General features: G+C 68.4%; 18 protein-coding genes. 7 read left to right on the forward strand and 11 right to left on the reverse strand.

The window, feature by feature from the left end:
- Positions 1 to 56: 56 nt before the first annotated feature.
- On the forward strand, positions 57 to 914 hold the full coding sequence (locus AU196_RS04545; protein ID WP_059093908.1) for a PDDEXK-like endonuclease domain-containing protein: 858 nt from the start codon (positions 57 to 59) through the stop codon (positions 912 to 914).
- 45 nt (positions 915 to 959) lie between these two features.
- Here the strand turns inward: AU196_RS04545 and AU196_RS04550 are convergent, their stop codons facing one another.
- The gene (locus tag AU196_RS04550; protein WP_059093909.1) at positions 960 to 1,625 is read right to left on the reverse strand and encodes an SDR family oxidoreductase; all 666 of its coding nucleotides are present in this window, start codon (positions 1,623 to 1,625) and stop codon (positions 960 to 962) included.
- A 54-nt stretch (positions 1,626 to 1,679) separates the two neighbouring features.
- On the opposite strand from AU196_RS04550, the gene ggh reads away from it, so the two are divergent.
- Positions 1,680 to 3,020 carry a glucosylglycerate hydrolase gene (ggh, locus tag AU196_RS04555; RefSeq protein WP_059093910.1) on the forward strand — a complete coding sequence of 447 codons (1,341 nt, stop codon included), beginning with the start codon at positions 1,680 to 1,682 and terminating at the stop codon, positions 3,018 to 3,020.
- Between the two features lie 3 nt (positions 3,021 to 3,023).
- Here the strand turns inward: ggh and AU196_RS04560 are convergent, their stop codons facing one another.
- The 6 genes from AU196_RS04560 to AU196_RS04585 form a co-directional block, all read right to left on the reverse strand.
- Positions 3,024 to 3,482: a MarR family winged helix-turn-helix transcriptional regulator gene (locus AU196_RS04560; protein ID WP_059093911.1), complete on the reverse strand. Its 459-nt coding sequence runs from the start codon at positions 3,480 to 3,482 to the stop codon at positions 3,024 to 3,026.
- A 52-nt stretch (positions 3,483 to 3,534) separates the two neighbouring features.
- Positions 3,535 to 4,278: an amino acid ABC transporter ATP-binding protein gene (locus AU196_RS04565; protein ID WP_059093912.1), complete on the reverse strand. Its 744-nt coding sequence runs from the start codon at positions 4,276 to 4,278 to the stop codon at positions 3,535 to 3,537.
- On the reverse strand, positions 4,278 to 6,053 hold the full coding sequence (locus AU196_RS04570) for an ABC transporter substrate-binding protein/permease (protein WP_059093913.1): 1,776 nt from the start codon (positions 6,051 to 6,053) through the stop codon (positions 4,278 to 4,280). Before AU196_RS04570 ends, AU196_RS04565 begins: the two co-directional genes overlap by 1 nt.
- Positions 6,054 to 6,063: 10 nt before the next feature.
- Positions 6,064 to 6,726, reverse strand: a complete 663-nt coding sequence (locus AU196_RS04575) for a GntR family transcriptional regulator (protein WP_059093914.1) — start codon at positions 6,724 to 6,726, stop codon at positions 6,064 to 6,066.
- Positions 6,727 to 6,742: 16 nt separating this feature from the next.
- Positions 6,743 to 7,528, reverse strand: coding sequence for an LLM class F420-dependent oxidoreductase (locus AU196_RS04580; RefSeq protein ID WP_059093915.1), 786 nt, complete (start codon positions 7,526 to 7,528; stop codon positions 6,743 to 6,745).
- A gap of 86 nt (positions 7,529 to 7,614) precedes the next feature.
- Entirely contained in the window at positions 7,615 to 9,681 is a 2,067-nt protein-coding gene (locus tag AU196_RS04585; protein ID WP_059093916.1) for a PhoX family protein, read from the reverse strand.
- A 206-nt stretch (positions 9,682 to 9,887) separates the two neighbouring features.
- Here AU196_RS04585 and AU196_RS04590 point away from each other — a divergent pair, with 206 nt between their 5' ends.
- On the forward strand, positions 9,888 to 11,636 hold the full coding sequence (locus AU196_RS04590; RefSeq protein ID WP_059093917.1) for a cadherin-like domain-containing protein: 1,749 nt from the start codon (positions 9,888 to 9,890) through the stop codon (positions 11,634 to 11,636).
- Here AU196_RS04590 and AU196_RS04595 read toward each other — a convergent pair.
- The 4 genes from AU196_RS04595 to AU196_RS04610 form a co-directional block, all read right to left on the reverse strand.
- Positions 11,627 to 12,523 (reverse strand): Rv0045c family esterase, encoded by an 897-nt coding sequence (locus tag AU196_RS04595; RefSeq protein ID WP_059093918.1) that lies wholly within the window; start codon positions 12,521 to 12,523, stop codon positions 11,627 to 11,629. The genes AU196_RS04590 and AU196_RS04595 overlap by 10 nt on opposite strands.
- Positions 12,524 to 12,613: 90 nt before the next feature.
- Positions 12,614 to 13,693, reverse strand: a complete 1,080-nt coding sequence (locus AU196_RS04600) for an inositol-3-phosphate synthase (protein ID WP_059093919.1) — start codon at positions 13,691 to 13,693, stop codon at positions 12,614 to 12,616.
- Positions 13,694 to 13,762: 69 nt separating this feature from the next.
- Positions 13,763 to 14,308, reverse strand: a complete 546-nt coding sequence (locus AU196_RS04605; protein WP_011562745.1) for a PadR family transcriptional regulator — start codon at positions 14,306 to 14,308, stop codon at positions 13,763 to 13,765.
- Positions 14,309 to 14,442: 134 nt separating this feature from the next.
- Positions 14,443 to 15,324, reverse strand: coding sequence for a DUF1707 SHOCT-like domain-containing protein (locus AU196_RS04610; RefSeq protein ID WP_059093920.1), 882 nt, complete (start codon positions 15,322 to 15,324; stop codon positions 14,443 to 14,445).
- A 110-nt stretch (positions 15,325 to 15,434) separates the two neighbouring features.
- On the opposite strand from AU196_RS04610, the gene AU196_RS04615 reads away from it, so the two are divergent.
- The 4 genes from AU196_RS04615 to rpsF all read left to right on the forward strand — a co-directional run bounded on the left by AU196_RS04615 (position 15,435) and on the right by rpsF (position 20,509).
- On the forward strand, positions 15,435 to 15,860 hold the full coding sequence (locus tag AU196_RS04615; RefSeq protein ID WP_011562743.1) for a DUF5318 domain-containing protein: 426 nt from the start codon (positions 15,435 to 15,437) through the stop codon (positions 15,858 to 15,860).
- A gap of 163 nt (positions 15,861 to 16,023) precedes the next feature.
- Positions 16,024 to 18,456 carry a transglycosylase domain-containing protein gene (locus AU196_RS04620; protein WP_059093993.1) on the forward strand — a complete coding sequence of 811 codons (2,433 nt, stop codon included), beginning with the start codon at positions 16,024 to 16,026 and terminating at the stop codon, positions 18,454 to 18,456.
- 41 nt (positions 18,457 to 18,497) lie between these two features.
- Positions 18,498 to 20,132 (forward strand): glycosyltransferase family 87 protein, encoded by a 1,635-nt coding sequence (locus AU196_RS04625; protein WP_059093994.1) that lies wholly within the window; start codon positions 18,498 to 18,500, stop codon positions 20,130 to 20,132.
- A gap of 86 nt (positions 20,133 to 20,218) precedes the next feature.
- Positions 20,219 to 20,509, forward strand: coding sequence for a 30S ribosomal protein S6 (gene rpsF / locus AU196_RS04630; protein WP_011562740.1), 291 nt, complete (start codon positions 20,219 to 20,221; stop codon positions 20,507 to 20,509).
- Positions 20,510 to 20,556 lie beyond the last annotated feature (47 nt).

Below are 20,556 nucleotides of genomic sequence, written 5' to 3' on the forward strand. Positions count from 1 at the left end.
TACACCTAAATCGCATCGGATGGAACCGCCCGTACCCTCGGCGGCGTCCCTGTGTTGTGCTCAACGACTATCTCCGTCGACACGATGGCGTCGTGACGCTGACCCAGGCGCTCGAAGTAGGGCTCAGTCGGCACGCGGTGAACAGGCGGGTGAAGTCGGGTCTGTGGCGGCAGTGCTCGCGTGGCGTCTACTTCGTCGACGATCGTCCGTTCACCGACGCGGCCCGCCTCCGCGCCGCGGTGTGGGGCCACGGCGAACACGCCGTCGCGAGCGGGTTGGCCGCTGCCTGGTGGCATGGACTGACGATGTTCGCCCCGGACGTCGTCGAGGTGACCACGCCCCGAAACGGCAGCGGAAGATGCCGACCGGGATCCCGGCTCCGCCGGCGTGATCTGGTACCCGCCGACATCGTCGAGCGACGAGGACTTCGTGTCACCGCCGTCCAACTCACCGTCGTCGAGGCCGCGGTACGGGTCCGCGGCGGCGCAAAGATCCTGGACCGAGCGCTGCAGAACAACATGGAGCTCCGCGAACTCTGGCGTGCCCATCTTCGTAACAAGGGACGTCACGGTTCACCCGCCGCACGCATGCTTCTGCAGGCCGCGGCAGACGGTGCGCAGTCCGAAGCCGAACGGCTCTTCGTCCGGCTGCTCAAACAGGCGGGCATCACCGGGTGGCGGGCGAACCATCGCGTCGGTGGCTACCGCGTTGATGTGGCATTTCTCCGACAGAAGGTGGCTGTCGAGATCGACGGCTTCGCCTTCCACAGCAGTTCGGACGATTTCCACCGAGACCGGTTGCGGCAGAACGACATCGCGTTGGCGGGCTGGCAGGTGCTCAGGTTCACGTGGCTGGACCTCACCGAGTATCCCGAGCGGGTGATCGCCACTCTCCGCTCCGCGATATCGGCGTAGTTTGTCGCGCTCACCACAACGAAGTACACCGAAATCACAAATCGCTCAGCGGGGGCGGACGATCACCTCGTGGATGTGCGCATCGGCCGGCGCGTTGATCGCGTCCGCCGTCACCCGGGCGACGGTCTCCGCGCTGAGGAAGTCGGCCGGGTCGTAGTCGCGGCCCTCGTACGCCCGGAGATCCTGCTGCATCTCGGTCGCTATCCGGCCCGGGTGCACGGACGTGACCCGCAGGCCGGCCTCGTCGTTGCGCAACGAGTCGGCGAACGACCGCAGCGCGAACTTGCTCGCCGAGTACGACGCCAGGCCGGGGGAGGCGTTGATCCCCGAACCGGAGTTGATGAACACGACCTGACCGTCGGCCGCGCGCAGTGCGGGCAACAGCGCCAGCGTGAGCGCGACCGCGCCGATCACGTTCACGTTCATGGTGGCCCGCCATTCGTCGACGGTCGACTCGGCGACCCGCGCCGGATAGGCGACGCCGGCGTTGTGGACGAGCACGTCGAGTTCGACGATCGGTTCTACGGCGGCCGGGATCGCGTCGACGTCGTCGAAGTCGATCTCCCAGGTGGTGGCGCCCAGCCGCTGCGCGACCTCGTCGAGCTGCGCCGACGGCCGCCCGGCCAGGAACAGGGTGTGCGTGGACGCCAGCGCGGTCGCGATGGCCGCCCCGAGCCCGCGCGAAGCGCCTGTGATCATCGCGGTCGGCATGTGGCCAACCCTACCGACCTGCGCGAAACGCCCTGCCGTCGCATGATTGAACGGATGCCCCACGATCCCAGCTTCGCGCCCACCCAACTCGCGGCCCGCGCCGCGTATCTCCTGCGCGGCAACGACCTGGGATCCATGACCACCGCGGCGCCTCTGCTGTACCCGCACATGTGGAGCTGGGACGCGGCGTTCGTGTCGATCGGGCTGGCGCCGCTGAGCGTCGAGCGCGCCGTCGTCGAACTCGACACGCTGCTCTCGGCGCAGTGGCGCAACGGAATGATCCCGCACATCGTGTTCGCCAACGGGGTGGACGGCTACTTCCCCGGCCCCGCCCGCTGGGCCACCTCGGCCCTGGCCGCCGATGCGCCGCGCACCCGGCACACCTCCGGCATCACCCAGCCGCCGGTCCACGCGATCGCGGTGCAGCGCATCCTGGACCACGCCCGCACCCGCGGCCGGTCGACCCGTCAGGTGGCCGAGGCATTTCTGGACCGCCGCTGGGGTGATCTGGTGCGCTGGCATCGCTGGCTGGCCGAATGCCGCGACCAGAACGGCCGTGGCCGCGTCACGCTCTACCACGGCTGGGAGTCCGGCATGGACAACTCCCCGCGGTGGGATGCCGCCTACGCCAAGGTGATTCCCGGTGCGGTGCCGGAATATCAGCGTGAGGACAACGCGATCATCACCGACTCGAGCCAGCGGCCGTCCGACCACGAGTACGACCGCTATCTGTGGCTGCTCGAGGAGATGAAGTCCGCGCGCTACGACGACCATCTGCTGCCGAAGGTGATGAGCTTCGCGGTCGAGGACGTGTTCGTCTCGGCGATCTTCTCGGTGGCGTGCCAGGTGCTCGCCGAGATCGGCGAGGACTACAAGCGCCCGAACGCCGACGTGCGTGACCTGTACGCGTGGGCCGAGCGGTTCCGCACCGGCGTGATCGAGACCACCGACCAACGCACCGGCGCCGCAAGGGATTTCGACGTCCGCGCGGACAAGTGGGTGGCCACCGAGACCGTCGCGCAGTTCGCCCCGCTGCTGTGCGGGGGGCTGCCCCACAACCGGGAGCGGGCCCTGCTGCGCCTGCTGGAGGGGCCGCGGTTCTGCGGGCACCCCGACCTGAAGTACGCGTGCATCCCGTCGACGTCGCCGGTGTCGCGCGACTTCCGGCCCCGGGAGTACTGGCGCGGCCCGATCTGGCCGGTGATGACGTGGCTGTTCGCGTGGTGTTTCGCCCGGCGCGGTTGGGCCGAGCGCGCCCGGGTGTTGCGGCACGAGGGGCTGCGCCAGGCCAGCGACGGGTCGTTCGCCGAATACTACGAACCCTTCACCGGCGAACCGCTGGGCAGTATGCAGCAGTCGTGGACCGCTGCGGCGGTGCTGGACTGGCTGGGCTGACGCCTAGTCCTCGTGCTGTTCGGCGAGGCGTTCCAGCGGCGCCAGCGCCTTGGCCAGGGTGTCGAGCTCCTCGTCGCTGAGCTTCGACAGCAGCGTGGCCAGGTGAGCGCGGCGCGTCGCGAGCGCCTCCCGGTGCTGGACCAGGCCTTCGGGTGTGACCTCGACCAGCACGGCCCGCAGGTCCGAGGGGTCCCGGGAGCGCTTGACCAGGCCGAGCTTCTCCAGCCGGCGGATCGCGACCGTCGTGGTGGGCGTACGGACCCGTTCGTGAGCGGCCAGCTCGGTCATCCGGATCGGGCCGCAGTCGAGCAGCGTGAGCAGGATGGACAGCTGGGCCAGCGTCAGATCGCCGCCTTCGGTGCCCCGATTGGCGTCGCCTCGGCGCAGGACGGAGAACACCTTCGACAGCACACGCTGCAGCTCACCTGCCAACTCGGTGACCTGAGCCTGCGTCTCGACCATAGTTCGCCAGTCTAACGTGTCCGGGCCTGCCGATTTGGCTTTGGCCGTTAATTCACAGCACCTGCGACAGGAACCGCTGCAACCGGTCGGTCTGCGCCGCGTCGAAGATCTGCTCCGGTGGCCCGGCCTCGACGACCTGCCCCTGATCCATGAACACCACCGAGTCGGCCGTCGACCGCGCGAAGCCCATCTCGTGGGTGACCACCACCATGGTCATCCCGTCTGCGGCGAGCTCGGCCATCAGCGCGAGGATGCCCTTGACCAGCTCCGGGTCCAGCGCCGAAGTGGCCTCGTCGAAGAACATGATCTGCGGCGACATCGCGAGCGCGCGGGCGATCGCCACCCGCTGCTGCTGACCACCGGACAGCGTGCCGGGCCGGACGTCGGCCTTCTGCCGCAGCCCGACGCGGTCGAGTTGGGCCAGGCCGAGGTCTCGGGCCTCGTCGGCGGGCAGCCGTTTGAGCTTGCGGGGGGCCAGGGTCACGTTGTCGAGCACGCTGCGGTGCGGGAACAGGTTGAACTGCTGGAACACCATCCCGATTCGCTGCCGCAGCTCGTCGGGGTTGTCCTTGAGCACCGAGCGTCCGTCCAGCAGGATGTCACCGCGGTCGGGTTCGTAGAGCCGGTTCAAGGTCCTCAGCAGCGTCGACTTCCCTGAGCCCGACGGCCCGATGACCGCTGCGGTGGTTCCGGCCGGAACGTCGACGTCGACGCCGCGCAGCACCTTGTTGGGTCCGAACGCGACGTGAATATCGTTGGCGCTCAACGACACCGGATCGACGGGTGCGTCGGCCATCAGATCATCTCCTGGGTCGCCGCCGGCTGGAGGGTGGGCGGATCCTCTTCGGTGGGTCGCCGCCCGCGGCGCAACCGGGCGTCGACGTAGTTCACCAGGTGGGTCAGCGGAATGGTCAGCAGCAGGTAGAACAGGCCCGCGGCGACGAGCGGCGACAGGCTTCCGGTCTGGGCATTGAGGTCGCGCCCGACCTGGAACAGCTCGCGCTGGTCGGCCACCAGGCCGAGGAAGTACACCAGCGAGGACGCCTTGAGCAGTGAGATGAACTGGTTCATCAGCGCGGGCAGCACGCGCCGCACACCCTGCGGGATCACCACCAACCGCATCGACGACGAATAGCTGAAGCCCAGCGCGCGGGACGCTTCGAGTTGCCCGGTCTCCACACTCTGGATGCCGGACCGGAAGATCTCGCCGATGTAGGCCGCGGCCATCAACCCGAGTGCCGCGATACCGAGCGGGAACGGGTTGTTTCCGGTCAACCCGCCGACGATCGGTCCGACGCCGAGGCCGATGAGCAGGATGATCACCACTTCGGGCAGGCCGCGGAAGATGTCGGTGTAGATCCGCGCCGGCCACCGCAGCAGCCGGGACCTCGAGATCCCGGCGACCGCCAGCGCCATCCCCAGCACCAGGCCGATGACCGCGGCGCTGACGGTGAGGATCAGCGTGTTCGGCAGGCCCGTCTTGAGCAGGTCCGGGATGGCCTGCTTGTAGAGATCCCAGTTGAGAAACGAGTCGGACAGTTGGCGCAGGGTCGATTTCGGCGCGGCGGGGCCGGCATCGGACTCCTCCTGTTGCGCGGCGATCGCCTGGAAGTCCGGCAGCTCGGGGGCCGGCGCCGCCTTCGAGCCGGGTTTCCAGCCGGGCGGCAGGGCCCGCGGCACCCAGTCCGAGTACAGCCGCGCCCAGGTGCCGTCGGCGATCACCGCGTCCAGCCCGGAGTTGAGCGCGTCGATCAGCGGCTGGTTCTCCTTGGCCACGGCGTAGGCGATGAAGTTGTCGAGGCTGAACGTGTTCTCGATGATCTGGGCCGGGTCGCCGGCCTGGACGGTGCCTTCGGCCTGCGCCGACGGCGCCACCCACGCATCGATCTGCCGGGTCTTGAGGCTGGCGTAGACGGTGTTGTAGTCGGGGAAGATCACCGGCTGCAGGCGCAGCGTGTCGACGACGTAGGCCTCCTGCACCGTGCCCTGGACGACGCCGATGCGCTGGCCCGGCCCCAGCTTCCCGAACCCGTCGATCGGCGAGCCGCTGGGCACGACCAGCGAGAAGTAGCCGAAGTCGTAGCCGTTGGTGAAGCCGACGGTGCGCCGGCGTGCGTCGGTGGTGGTGATCGACGACGAGCCGACGTCGAAGCGCCGCGCCGCGGTCTGCGCGAGCAGACCGGAGAACTCGGTGCCGACGAAGTTGACTTGCAGACCGAGTTTCCCGGCGATGGCGCGCAGCAGTTCGTTGTCGAATCCGGTGAATTGACCGGCGGAGTCGATGCAGATGCTGGGCGGCGCGTCGGACAGCGTGCCGACGGTCAGCACACCGGGTGTGCCGAGCCCCAGCGCGTCGACGTCGACGCCGTCGAGCGGGCGCACGGTCGGGGTGGTGTAGCGGTCGGCCTCCGGACCCTGTGCGGCGGCAGCGAGGTTCGTCGGTAGCGCGCTGGCGCTTTCCACACCCGGCGGAGCGCACTGGTCGACCTGCGCGCCCGCCGGCGCGGCGCTACACAGGGTGATCACCATCAGCATCGTCGTGATCAGTGCGGCGATCCGTCCGACGTTCATGGGTCTGAACCTAACCACCGGGGCTTGGCAGCACACCCCGGCGGGTCAGCTCGGCGACCATGATCGTGGCCATCAGGTCGGACCGCTCGACGCAGGCGGCGCGCGCGCCGGACGGGTCCCGGTCGGCGATGGCCGTGGCCTCCTGCTGATAGAACGGCAGGAATTCCGCCCGCACCCGCGGATAGGACACCCAGAAGTCCGACGCTGCGAAACACTGCGACGCGCGGATCGCCGCGTGCAGTCGCGGACCGGCGTGCGCGGTGTTGACGACGTCGCGGAACCGTTGGCAGCATTCGTGGAATGCCCTGCGGTCTTTGCCCTTTCGCATGTTCTGCAGCGCCTCGTCGAGCTGGCCGAGCAGGTCCGGGCCGGGATCGGTGGCGGCCCGCGCGGACGCGATCCCATTGAGCACGCCGTACAACTCGTGGTGTTCGTGCAGCGTCGCGGCGTCGAAGCGTTCGACGAACGCGCCGCGGTGATACCGCGTCGAGACGATTCCGTCGTGCTCGAGCTGGACCATCGCCTCCTGGATCGGCACACGGCTCACCCCGAGTGTCTCGGCGATGGCGTTGCGGTCGATGCGGTGGCCGCCGCGCAGCCGGCCGGTCATGACCAGGTCGACGACATGCGCGACGACCTGGTCCTTCTCCTTGACTCCGTAGCGTTTCGGCATCCGCGGGGGCGGATCGCTACCGGCTGTCCCGCCAACGGCACAGCGCTTCGGCGGCGGTCAGGTCGTAGTCCGGGCCGTTCACACCGACGGTCAGCAGGGTGACGCCCAGGCCGACGAGCGCATCCGCCTCGGCGAGCATCGCGTCCTTCCCGCTCTCGGGCACGCCGGAGGAGCGTTCGACGGCCGAGGGGTCGCGGCCGACGTCGGCGCAGTGCCGGTCGAGGACGTCGGCCTTGGCGGGGTAGGTGGTGCGATCGGTGAAACCGTGCCAGACGTCGGCATATTCGGCGACCAGGCGCAGCGTCTTGCGCTCACCCTGACCGCCGATGAGGATCGGGATCTCCCGCGTCGGTGCGGGGTTGAGCTTGGCCAACCGCGACTTGATCCGTGGCAGCGCCTGCGCGAGATCGTCGAGCCGGCTTCCGGCGGTGCCGAATTCGTAGCCGTACTCGTCGTAGTCCTTCTGCTTCCAGCCCGAACCGATACCCAGGATCAGCCGACCGTCGCTGATGTGGTCGACCGTGCGGGCCATGTCGGCCAGCAGTTCCGGATTGCGGTACGAGTTGCAGGTGACCAGCGCGCCGATCTCGATGCGCGAGGTCTGCTCCGCCCACGCCGCCAACATGGTCCAGCATTCGTAGTGGGCGCCGTCCGGATCGCCGTACAGCGGGAAGAAGTGATCCCAGTTGAAGGCGACGTCGACGCCGAGGTCCTCACAGCGGCGTACCGCGTCACGGATGTGGCGGTACTCCGGTGAGTGTTGGGGCTGCAGTTGGACACCGATGCGTACGCGGTAGGTCATGCCTCAATCTATCCCTTCGCGAGCAGACGCAAACTCGCGTGAATTACCTCGGATGAACGCGATTCTGCGTCTGCTCGCGGCTCGTTCTACACGCCGATCTGCCCGTCGGCCTTCCACACCGCGACCACCGACGGCCGCGCCGTGCCGTTGCCGCCCTCGGGCCAGCGGGACACCGGATCGTCGATGCTGTTGTCGTCGTTCTCGCCGGGATGCTGCACGCACACCGTGACGAAGTCGTCGGTCACCACTGGACCGCAGGTCTCGGCGCCGATCGGCACGGTGAGGAATTGCCTGGTCTCACCGCGGTTCTCGCCGTCGAGCGCGACGGCGAACAAGCCGTCGTTGGAGTCCAGCGCGTTGCCGTCGGTGGAGATCCACAGGTTGCCGTGGCTGTCGAACGCCAGGTTGTCCGGGCACGAGATGGGGCTGACCTTCGTCTTGTCGAAGCCCGCGTAGTACGTGTCGGCGGCGGCGGGGTCACCGCACACCAGCAGCAGGTCCCAGGTGAAGCCGGTGCCGGCGTGGTCGTCGGTGATCTCGAGGATCTGCCCGCTCTTGTTGTCGTTGCGGGGGTTGGCCGCGTCGACGGGAGCCTCACCCGGGGCGCCCCGCTCGTCGTTGTTGGTGAGCGCGACGTAGACCTTGCCGGTGGTCGGGTGCGCTTCGACGTCCTCGGGTCGGTCCATCTTGGTGGCGCCGGCCTTGTCCGCGGCCATGCGGGTGAACACCGCGGCCTCCTGGGCGCTGACACCGTCGACCAGCGACTCGGCCTGTCCGTCCGGCCCGGACCGCAACAGCGGAAGCCAGGTGCCGGTACCGCTGAACGAACCCTTCTTCGGCAGGGCGCCGGAGCCGTCGATCTCGCCGGCCGGGATGTCGCTGGAGAGCTTGGCGACGTAGAGCGTGCCCTCGTCGAGGATGCCCATGTTGTGCGTCATCGCGGCGGGCTCACGTCCCGGCTGCATCTTCCGGCTGGAGACGAACTTGTAGAGGTAGTCGAAGCGCTCGTCGTCGCCGGTGTAGGCCACCACCGTGCCGTCATCGGCGACGTGGATGTTGGCCCCCTCGTGTTTGAACCGTCCCAGTGCACTGTGCTTGACGGGCGTGGACTGCGGATCCCACGGATTGAGTTCGACGACGTAGCCGAACCGGTTCACCTCGTTGGGTGTCGCAGCGAGGTCGAATCGGGGATCGAAGGTCTCCCACTTCAGTTCCGAGGGTTCGAGTGCGACGCCGTAGCGGTCCTGTCGGTCGGCGTCCACCGGTGCCGGAGGCGGGGACCCCTCCGCGGCGCCAAAGTAGCTGTGGAAGTTCTCTTCGCCGGAAAGCACTGTGCCCCAGGGAGTCACACCGCCGGCGCAGTTGGCGAAGGTCCCGGCGACGGTGCGGCCGTCCGGGTCGGCCGCGGTCTTGACGAAGTCGGTGCCTGCCGCCGGACCGGTCAGCGTGAACGGGGTGTCGGCGGTGATCCGCCGGTTGTAGCGGCCCATCACGGGTGTGAACCCCTGCGGCGTGCGCTCCACCTCGACCACGCCCATGCCGATGGCCGCGATCTCCACGTCGAACTGGTCGCGGGTGGGGGAGTCGGGGTTGTAGCCGGGGAACATGAACTGCGGGGTGACGTACTCGAAGTTGGTGACGAGCAGGAAGCGGTCGGGTTGCCCGTCCACCGGCAGCAGGGCGGCGAAGTCGTTGTTGAAGCCGAATTGCCCGCGTTGCGCGGCGCCACTCTGCCGGACGAGGTCGAACGCCGGCGCGCCGGGCAGCACGGGGTCGCCCCAGCTGATCACGACCGCCTGCTGGTACCCGTCGGGGATGACGACGGCGTCCTCGCTGTTGGGGGCGACGGGGGTGAACCGCATACCGGGGCGCGGTTCGAGCGGTTGGGCCGACGGGCTCGCGGCCGGGGGAGCCTCGTCGCTGCCGCAGGCGGCGAGCACCGAACCGGCGCCGACAGCGAGAACGGTCACGCCGGTGGCCTGCAGGATCGAGCGCCGCGAGACCTGTTTGACGATGTCGCCGAAATACTCGTTGCCGCTGGTGTTGGGAACCGGCTTGGAGCAGGCATCGCCGCACTTGTAACGGCAGGTGATGTGCTGACGCTTCGACTTCCCGTCGTGCGACACAGGGAGATTCAACGGCACTAACGCCATGGCAGGCAGGATCCTTCCGTCCGCACGGCCGCGGGCTGAGCGACCGATCGCGCGGAAACCTACGGCAATCGGACGTGCAGCAGGCGATGAACAGGTGAACAACCGGTTGCCGCCGCGACACGCGGTTGCGATTTCAACGAATTTGCTGCGGTCCGCGCTGCGCGCGGGATACGTTCCCCGCACATAAATAACGGAGGGGTCAAATCATGGCGGGTCGTCGGGGCGTGCGCCGATCGGAGAGCTTTGCGGTCCGGCGTTGGCTGCAGCTGGGGGCGGCGTCGGCAGGCGTCGGGGCGGGGTTGCTCGGGTTCTCGCTACTGGGTCCGCAGGTCGGTACGGCCGCCGCGGAGACCGCGGGGGAGTCCTCGACCTCGGCGAGTGCCTCCGCATCGGACGACAAACCGTCGGACGCGAAGGATCGGGACACCGAGGACACCGAGGGCGCCGCGGACGCCGACGCTGATGACGCTGACGACGCCGAAACCGAAGTCGATGAGGACGACGAACCCGAAGTCGACGACGAAGACGACACCGAAGACGAGGACGTCGAACAAGAAGACGAACCGGAAGTCGACGAACCCGAGGACGCCGACGAACCCGAGGTCGACCAGGACGACGACGAGGACCACGTCACTCCGTCGGCCGCACACGAGAATTCCGAAGCCGTTGCCCCCGAGGCGAAGTCCCAACCGCAGGCGCGCTCGCTGGCCCCCAAGGCGCCGTCGTCGGGCAGCTGGAGTGAGGTCACCGGGCGGGCGATCTCGAACTGGACCGACGATTCGCAGGGCTGGATCAACTCGCTGCCGGTCGACAACCAGGCCAAGTACCACCTCGAGGGGGCGCTGTGGGCGACCCGTCGCACCTTCTTCAACCAGGCGCCCAATGTTGCGCCTATCCAGATCAGCGGCAAGCTGGACGGCCCGGTGGTCGGAACGATCGGCGCGGTCGATCCCGACGGCGACCGGCTGTTCTACGTCGTCACCCGGGGGCCGCGATCCGGGTCGGTGCATGTCAACGCCGACGGCACCTACACCTACACGCCCGGAGCGGATTTCGACGGTGTCGACACCTTCCGCGTGGTCGCCGTCGACGTCGGACCGCATGTCAACCTGCTCGACCCGTTCCGCCGGGTCGGCACCAGCGCCGACAATCTGGTCAACCAGCGCGCCATCAGGTTCACGTTCGCCTACCGCGACGGAGCCGAGCATTGGACCCCGGAACGGCGCGCGGCGCTGAACAACGTCGCCGACCAGCTGGTGGAGTACTTCACCGTCACCCGGGCGGTGACCGTCACCTACGACGTCCTGGGCGAAGAGGACGCCACCTCACGGACGCTGGCGTGGGCGTACAGCGAGCCCCTCAGCGAGGATGACGGTTACTGGCGAACCGTGGTGCAGAACAAGATCATCTCGGGCGTCGACTCCAACGGCGAGGCGTCGGACGGTCAGATCGCCTTCAACTTCGCGAACAGGTGGGGACTCGGCGAGACCGTCCGACCCGACGAGTTCGACTTCACCTCCACGGCGATCCACGAGATCCTGCACTCATTCGGCTTCATGACCGGCGTCGGCAGCCCGGGCGACAACACCGACCGGAGCTGGCTGATCTTCGACGGCTTCATCGTGGCGGCCGACGGGCGGCGTCCGATCGGCTCCGACCACGTCTGGGATACGCAATACGATCCGTACCTGATCGGTCAGGACGGCGGACTGTACTTCGGCGGAGCCAACGCCATTGCGGCCTACGGCGGCTTCGTTCCGCTCTTCACGCCGACGCCGTGGATGTCCGGCAGTTCGATGCACCATCTGGACGACGACACCTTCACCGGCGTGAACCAGAAGGTCATGAACGCCATGGCGGGTGTCGGCCCGCATGCCCGCCTGTTGAGCCCGATCGAGCTCGGGATTCTGCGGGACCTCGGATACCGGGTGAGCGCACCGCTCGTTCAGCTCTGACGGGACAGCACCCCGCGCAGGATGTAGACCAGCGCCCGCGGTTGATCACCCTGCACGGAGTGCCCGGAGTTCTCGACCACGTGGGTGCGCTGAAAACCGGGCGCGCCCTTGGCGAATGCCTCGGCGTCCTCGTCGTTGACGAAGAACGACTTCGCCCCGCGCACCAGCGTGGTGGGCATGGTGATCGAGGGGACGTCGTCCCACAGTCCTTCGAAGCCGTCGCCCTTGCGGAACGAGTCGTAGCGCCACGTCCAGGTACCGTCCTCGAGCCGCTTGGAGTTGTGGAACACCCCGCGGCGCAATGAGTTCCGATCGCGGTGTGGCGAGGCGGCGACGGTCACGTCGAGCATCGCCTCGAACGACGGGAAGGTGCGGTCGCCCTGCACCAGCGCGACGGCGCCGAGCTGGGCCTTGGTCATCTGCTCGTGGCGTTCGGGCGCCGACGGGGTGACGTCGACGAGCACCAGTTCGGGCACCAGCGCGGGTTCGGTGGCCGCGATGCGGAGCGCGGTCAGCCCGCCCAGCGACATCCCGACGACCAGCCGCGGCCGCGGCGCCCACTCACGCAGGACCGGACGCAGCGTCTCGGCGTTGAGCTTCGGTCCGTAGTCGCCGTCCTCGCGCCACGCGGAGCGGCCGTGTCCGGGGAGGTCGACGGCGAGCGCGGGCACGCCCAGTCCGAGCACGACGGTGTCCCACGTGTGCGCGTTCTGTCCGCCGCCGTGCAGGAAGATCACGCGCGGTTCGTCGTCGCCCCACTTGATCGCGCTGATCGGTCCGGCCTCGATGCGCGCCGCCGGCGGGATCTCGGAGGCGCCGATCTGCTCGGCGTTCTCGGGCAGCAGGGCGAATTCGTCGAGGTTGAGCAGTTCAGCGTCGGTGACCACGGATCGAACCTACTCATGAAACGACTCTGCGCCCAGGGTGGAGAAGTGCGAGAGCCGCACACCCTGGACGCAGAGTCAACGTGGAGGAGGTCAGCCCTCGATGAAGGTTTCCAGCTGCGTGCGGGCGACGTCGTCGGGCAGCTGCTGCGGCGGGCTCTTCATCAGATACGCCGACGCGGCGACGACGGGGCCGCCGACACCGCGGTCCTTGGCGATCTTCGCGGCGCGGACCGCGTCGATGATGACGCCGGCCGAGTTCGGCGAATCCCACACCTCGAGCTTGTACTCCAGGTTCAGCGGTACGTCACCGAAGGCGCGGCCCTCGAGGCGGACGTAGGCCCACTTGCGGTCGTCGAGCCAGCCGACGTGGTCGGACGGGCCGATGTGGACGTCCTTGGTGTTGAACTCGCGCTGCAGGTTGCTGGTCACGGCCTGGGTCTTGGAGATCTTCTTGGACTCCAGGCGCGAACGCTCGAGCATGTTGAGGAAGTCCATGTTGCCGCCGACGTTGAGCTGCATGGTGCGGTCGAGCTGCACGCCGCGGTCCTCGAACAGCTTGGCCATCACGCGGTGGGTGATGGTGGCGCCGACCTGGCTCTTGATGTCGTCGCCGACGATCGGCACGCCGGCGTCCTCGAACTTCTTCGCCCACACCGGGTCGGATGCGATGAACACCGGAAGCGCGTTGACGAACGCCACGCCTGCGTCGATCGCGCACTGGGCGTAGAACTTGTCGGCCTCCTCCGAACCCACCGGCAGGTAGGACACCAGCACGTCGACCTTGGCGTCCTTGAGCGCCTTGACCACGTCGACGGCCTCGGCGTCGGACACCTCGATCGTGTCGGCGTAGTACTTGCCGATGCCGTCGAGGGTCGGGCCGCGCTGCACGACGACGTCGGTCGGCGGCACGTCGGCGATCTTGATGGTGTTGTTCTCCGACGCGAAGATCGCCTCGGACAGGTCGAAACCGACCTTCTTGGCGTCGACGTCGAAGGCGGCGACGAATTTGACGTCGCGCACGTGGTAGGGCCCGAAGCGAACGTGCATCAGACCGGGCACGGTCGCGTTCTCGTCTGCGTCCTTGTAGTACTGGACGCCCTGTACCAGCGAGGACGCGCAGTTGCCGACGCCGACAATGGCGACCCGGATGTCTCCTGCGTGCTCAGTCATGGCCGTTCTCTCCCTCTCCTACTGAAATTCGGTGGTGCTGCCTGTGGTCGCCCCGGTTCAAGGCTGTGCTCACGTGTTGTCCGGACTCCCCTGCCCGAGACGCTCTGCCGCGATGAGTTCGTTGAGCCACTTCACTTCGCGCTCGCTGGACTCCAACCCCAACTGGTGCAACTGCCGGGTGTATCGGTCGAATGAGCTGCTGGCCCGCGCCACTGCTTCACGCAGACCTTCGCGACGTTCCTCCACCTGACGACGGCGACCCTCGAGGATCCGCATCCTGGCTTCGGCCGGGGTGCGGTTGAAGAAGGCGAGATGCACACCGAATCCGTCGTCGGAGTAGTTCTGCGGGCCGGTGTCCGCCACGAGCTCGGCGAAGCGCTGCTTACCGGCGTCGGTGAGCTGGTAGACCCGCCGGGCCCGTCGACGCGTCACTGTGCCCGCGGGCGCGGCGTCCTCGACGATCAGCCCGTCGACCTGCATGCGGCGCAACGCCGGGTACAGCGAACCGTACGAGAAGGCGCGGAACGCACCGAGCAGACCGGTCAGGCGTTTACGCAGTTCATAGCCGTGCATCGGCGATTCGAGCAGCAGACCGAGAATGGCGAGTTCCAGCACCCGGAACCACCCCCTCACGATCCGCACCGTCGCTACGACGCATCGACACCTCGTTGAATAGTATCGCGCCGATATATTCGACGCCACACGGGGCGTTGCCTGCTGTTTGCCTGCCGGTCACCTGGACCGGCCGCTCAGCTGCTCGGCGGCCAGATCGCCTTGGTGGTGCCGTCCGGGAACAATTCGATCCGCCCGGTGCCGAAATCGCTGTTCGCGACGATCTCGACGGCCACCAGGTCGGGCGTCGCCGGATCGCCGGACGGTCCGACGCGCACCCAGGTGTCGGTGACGTCGGCCCGGTTCATCCCGAGGGTGTCGGGCGCGCCCCGCATCACCGCCAGGGTCTTCTCGTAGTCGAATCTCGCCAGGTCGACGAGCCGGTCGTCGCTGCTCAGCGTGCTGGGCGAACCCCACGGGTCACCCCAGCCGCCGCGGTAGTCGTAGTTCTGCTGGCGCCGGTTGTCGGTCGGGTCCGGCCGGTCCAGCGACGCGTAGTCGGAGTGGATGTCCAGTTCGTAGCCCATCGTGCTGCCGAACCGCTGCCGCATCTGCTCGAACAGCCCGGTGAATCCGTTGAGGGACTGCAGCTGCCGCGGCGGGGTGAGCACGACGGGTTCGATGCCGTCCGATTTGGCGCCCGGATCGCTCTGGAAGTCCAACGGCGAACTGGTGTTGCCGTAGAGCCCCCAGCCGATGCACATGCCGAGCACGACGAGAACCGCGGCCATCGCCGCCTTCACTCCCCAGCCCGTCGGCGCGGAGATGCGGCGCGGGGGTTTGGGGCGGCTCAGATCCGGGAGTTGCACCGGTGCGTTGCCGGTCTGCAGATCCGACACCAGCGCCTGCAGATCGCCCAGCGTCGCGGCATGGGTCGCGGCCTTGACCCGCTCCCCGTGCTCGGCCATCGACAGCTGTCCCTCGCTCAGCGCGGTGTCGAGCACCTGACAGGTGTCGTTGCGGTCGCTGTCCTTGGCCCGGGTCCCCGCCGTCCGCCGCCCGGAGCTGCTCACTGCCACGCCGAGATCGTAAGAGTTCGATGGGCGATACCGCAGACCAGACGCGGAATCGGCGGTGACGTTGCGGCGTCTCACACCGGCCTCGAGTGGGCCGACGTACTCTGGTCACCGTGCGATTGCAGAGACAGGTGGTGGACTACGCGCTCCGGCGCCGGTCCCTGCTTGCCGAGGTCTACTCGGGGCGCACCGGCGTCTCGGAGGTCTGTGACGCCAACCCCTACCTGCTGCGCGCCGCGAAGTTCCATGGCAAGCCCAGTTCGGTGATGTGCCCGATTTGCCGTAAAGAGCAGTTGACGCTCGTGTCGTGGGTGTTCGGTGATCACCTCGGCCCGGTGTCGGGGTCGGCGCGCACCGCCGAGGAGCTGGTCCTGTTGGCCACCAAGTTCGACGAGTTCTCCGTACATGTGGTGGAGGTATGCCGAACCTGTGAATGGAATCATCTGGTGAAGTCGTATGTGCTCGGCGCGGTGCGGCCGCCCAAGGCCCCGCGCGGTACCCGGCCGGCGCGCAAGAGCGCGCGTACGGCGAGTGAATAGCGAAGGGCGCCACGAACGGCCGGTCGACGATGTCCGCAGGGGACACTCGGCTGACCGTGTCGGCGCGCCGCCTCCAGGATCCGACCCGGCGTTCGGCAAGGGCCCGCGGCACGCCGATCGGGGCCGTCCGCCCGGTCCGCCTCAGGGCCCGGTGCAGGGTCGTCTGCAAAGGCCACCCGAACCGGCTCCGCGCAACCGTCCGCCGCGGGCGCCCGACGACAACCGCACGGCGATCCTGCCGGCGATCCGCGACGAACAGCCGCGGCATCTGCGTGATCCGATCGACGTGGTCAAGGCCGCTCTGGAAGGCAGCCCGCCGCAGAAGCCGCCGCCGCCGCGCGGTCCGGGCGGCGGTGGCGACGGGCCGTCCGGTCCGCCGCCCGGCGGGCGTCGGCACTGGCGTGAGCGCGTCAACTGGAGGTGGGTCCGGCGCGGCCTGATCACGGCGGCCGTGGTGTTGATCGTGCTGCCGCTGGTCACGTTCGGGATGGCGTACATGATCGTCGACGTCCCCAACCCGGGCGACATCCGGACCAATCAGGTGTCGACGATCCTGGCCAGCGACGGCAGTGAGATCGCCAAGATCGTCCCGCCCGAGGGCAACCGCGTCGACGTCAACATCGACCAGATCCCGGTCCACGTGCGGGACGCGGTGATGGCCGCCGAGGACCGCGACTTCTACTCCAACCCGGGGTTCTCGTTCACCGGCTTCGCCCGTGCGTTCAAGAACAACCTGTTCGGCGGCGACCTGCAGGGTGGGTCGACCATCACCCAGCAGTACGTGAAGAACGCGCTCGTCGGCTCCGAGCGCGGCGGGCTGGGCGGCATCACCCGCAAGGCCAAGGAGCTGGTCATCTCGACGAAGATGTCCGGCGAGTGGTCCAAGGACCAGGTGATGCAGTCGTATCTGAACATCATCTACTTCGGACGCGGCGCCTACGGCGTGGCGGCGGCGTCGAAGGCGTACTTCAACAAACCGGTCGAGCAGCTCACGGTGGCCGAGGGCGCACTGCTGGCCGCGCTCATCCAGCGTCCGTCCGCGCTCGACCCGGCCGTCGATCCGGAGGGCGCCGCCGACCGGTGGAACTGGGTGCTCGACGGCATGGTCGAGATCGGGGCGCTCTCGGAGTCCGATCGCGCCGCGCAGGTGTTCCCGCCGACGGTGCCCCCCGACGTCGCGCAGACCCAGAACCAGACGACCGGCCCCAACGGCCTCATCGAGCGTCAGGTGCAGCGCGAACTGCTCGAGTTGTTCAACATCAGCGAGCAGCAGCTCAACACCGAGGGTCTGCAGATCACCACGACGATCGACCCGAAGGCGCAGCGGGCGGCCGAGGAGGCCGTCGCGGAGTACCTGGACGGTCAGGACCCCGACATGCGCACCGCGGTGGTGTCGATCGATCCGAAGACCGGCGGGGTCAAGGCGTACTACGGCGGTTCGGACGCCAACGGGTTCGACTTCGCCCAGGCCGGTCTGCCGACGGGATCGTCGTTCAAGGTCTTCGCGCTCGTGGCCGCGCTGCAGCAGGGCATCGGCCTGGGCTACCAGGTCGACAGCTCCCCGCTCGAGGTCGACGGCATCAAGATCAGCAACGTCGAGGGCAACAGCTGCGGCACCTGCAACATCGCCGAGGCGCTGAAGCGCTCGCTGAACACGAGCTACTACCGCCTGATGCTCGATCTCAACAACGGGCCCCAGGACGTGGCCGACGCCGCCCATGAGGCGGGTATCCCCGAGAGCTTCCCGGGTGTCGAGCACACGTTGAGCGAGGACGGGCAGGGCGGACCGCCGAACAACGGAATCGTGCTGGGCCAGTACCAGTCCCGGGTGATCGACATGGCCTCGGCGTACGCCACGCTGGCCGCCTCCGGCGTCTACCACAAGCCGCACTTCGTCCAGAAGGTCGTCAACTCCGAGGGTGACGTGCTGTTCGACGCCGCCCAGGAGGACAACAGCGGCGAGCAGCGCATCGACAAGAACGTGGCCGACAACGCCACCGCGGCGATGCAGCCGATCGCCGCGTACTCGAACGGTCACGCCCTGGCGGGCGGGCGGCCGTCGGCGGCCAAGACCGGGACCAACCAGCTCGGCGACACCGACGACAACCGCGACGCGTGGATGGTCGGGTTCACCCCGTCGCTGTCCACCGCAGTGTGGGTCGGCACCGTGGAGGGCAACAAACCGCTCGAGAACAAGTGGGGCTCGCCGGTGTACGGCTCGGGTCTGCCGTCGGACATCTGGAAGGCCACGATGGACGGCGCGCTCGAGGACACCGACAACGAGGAGTTCCCCGAGCCCGAGGAGATCGGCGGGTACGCCGGTGTGCCGCAGGCGCCGCCGCCGCGTCAGACCTACACGACCACCGCACCGCCGACGCCGTCGCAGACCGTCATCCAGCCGACGCTGGAGGTCGCCCCCGGCATCACGATCCCGCTGGGCCCGCCGACGACGGTCCCGGTGGGCCCGCCGCCACCGATCGGCCAGCCGGTGCCCGCGCCCGGGGTGCCCGCACCCGTCGCGCCCGCGCCGGGTGTTCCGCCGCCGCCGGTCGCCCCGGGTGTGCCCGTGCCGCCCGGTCCGCCGCCGCCTCCGTGACGGCGCCCGAGGAGGAGCGGGCCGAACCGGAACCCCGGTGGGTGTCGCCGGCGCCGCTGGCGCACGACCTGCGCAGCGCCGACGACCGCGACCTGCCGAGCCGTACCGACCCCATCGGTGCCGCGCTCGCGGAGACCGTCGGCGGCCCGGTGGGCCGGCATGCGCTGATCGGCAGGCAGCGGTTTTTGACACCGCTGCGCGTCATGCTGATCATCGCGGTCGCCTTCCTGGCGCTGGGCTATTCGACGAAGGCCGCGTGTCTGCAGTCCACCGGCAGCGGGTCGGCCGATCAGCGGGTGGCGAACTGGGAGAACAACCGCGCCTATTACCAGCTCTGCTACTCCGACACCGTGCCGCTCTACACCGCGGAACTGCTGAACCAGGGCAAGTTCCCGTACAAGTCGAGCTGGATCGAGGTCGACGGCAGCGGTGATCCGCGGATCACCCACGACGGCGAGGTCGCCGTGCGGTACATGGAGTATCCGGTGCTGACCGGGCTGTACCAGTACGTGTCGATGGCGCTGGCCAAGACGTACTCCGCGGTCACGCGCGCGGTGTCGGTCCCGGTGGTCGCCGAGGTGGTGATGTTCTTCAACATCGCCGCGTTCGGGCTGGCGCTGGCCTGGCTGGCCACGGTGTGGGCGACGGCGATGCTGGCCGGCCGCCGGGTCTGGGATGCGGCGCTGGTGGCCGCGTCACCGCTGGTGATCTTCCAGATTTTCACCAACTTCGACGCGCTGGCAACGGCTTTCGCGGTCGGCGCGATGCTCGCCTGGGCGCGGCGAAAACCGGTGCTGGCCGGTGCGTTGATCGGCCTCGGGGTGGCGGCCAAACTGTATCCGCTGCTGCTGCTGGTGCCGTTGGCGCTGCTGGCGGTGCGGACCGGGAGACTGCGCGAAGTGGCCAAGGTGGCCGCGACGGCGGCGGTCACCTGGCTGCTGGTGAACCTGCCGATCATGGTGCTGTTCCCACGAGGGTGGTCGGAGTTCTTCCGGCTGAACACCCGTCGCGGGGACGACATGGACTCGCTGTACAACGTGGTGAAGTCGTTCACCGGGTGGCGCGGTTTCGACACCGACCTCGGATTCTGGCAGCCGCCGACCATTCTCAACGCCGTCACCGCGGTGCTGTTCGCCTCCTGCTGCATCGCGATCGGGTACATCGCGCTGACCGCACGGCAGCGCCCGCGGGTGGCGCAGCTCGCGTTCCTGGTGGTCGCGGCGTTTCTGTTGACCAACAAGGTGTGGAGTCCGCAGTTCTCGCTGTGGTTGGTGCCGCTGGCCGTGCTGGCGCTGCCGCACCGGCGGATTCTGTTGGCGTGGATGACGATCGACGCGCTGGTGTGGGTGCCCCGCATGCTCTACCTCTACGGCGAGGCGAACCGCGGGTTGCCCGAACAGTGGTTCACCGCGACCGTGCTGCTGCGTGACGTCGCGGTGATCACGTTGTGCGCGTTGGTGATCCGTCAGATCTACCGCCCCGAACTGGATCTGGTCCGTGCCGGCGGGCGCGTCGACGACCCGGCGGGCGGCGTCTTCGACCGGGCGCCCGATGATCCGCCGCGCTGGCTGCCCGACTGGTTGCAGCCGTCGGCCCGGCGGGTCCGGGTCGAGGCCCCGCCACCGGCTCCCGAAGAGCAGCCGACGGATTTCGCAGCTCAGACCCGTCTCCTGTAGCCTGGGCAGGTTGCCGACGCAGGCGACCCTCCTGCCACGGAATTCGCCGTGGCCGCACTACGACCATAGGAGGTGATGAGGTTCTAATGCGTCCATACGAAATCATGGTCATTCTCGACCCCACACTTGACGAGCGCACGGTAGCTCCCTCGCTGGAGACGTTCCTGAACGTCATCCGCAAGGACGGCGGAAGCGTTGACAAGGTGGACATCTGGGGCCGCCGCAGGCTCGCCTACGAGATCGCCAAGCATGCCGAGGGCATTTACGCGGTGATCGACGTCAAGGCCGCCCCCGCCACGGTGACCGAGCTCGACCGTCAGCTCAGCCTGAACGAGTCGGTGCTGCGCACCAAGGTCATGCGGACCGACAAGCACTGATCACCGAACGGCTCCGGGTGTCATTCGCCTTGCGTAGGCTCGCGCCC

Source organism: Mycobacterium sp. IS-1742, assembly GCF_001500125.1.
Classification (GTDB): Bacteria; Actinomycetota; Actinomycetes; order Mycobacteriales; family Mycobacteriaceae; genus Mycobacterium.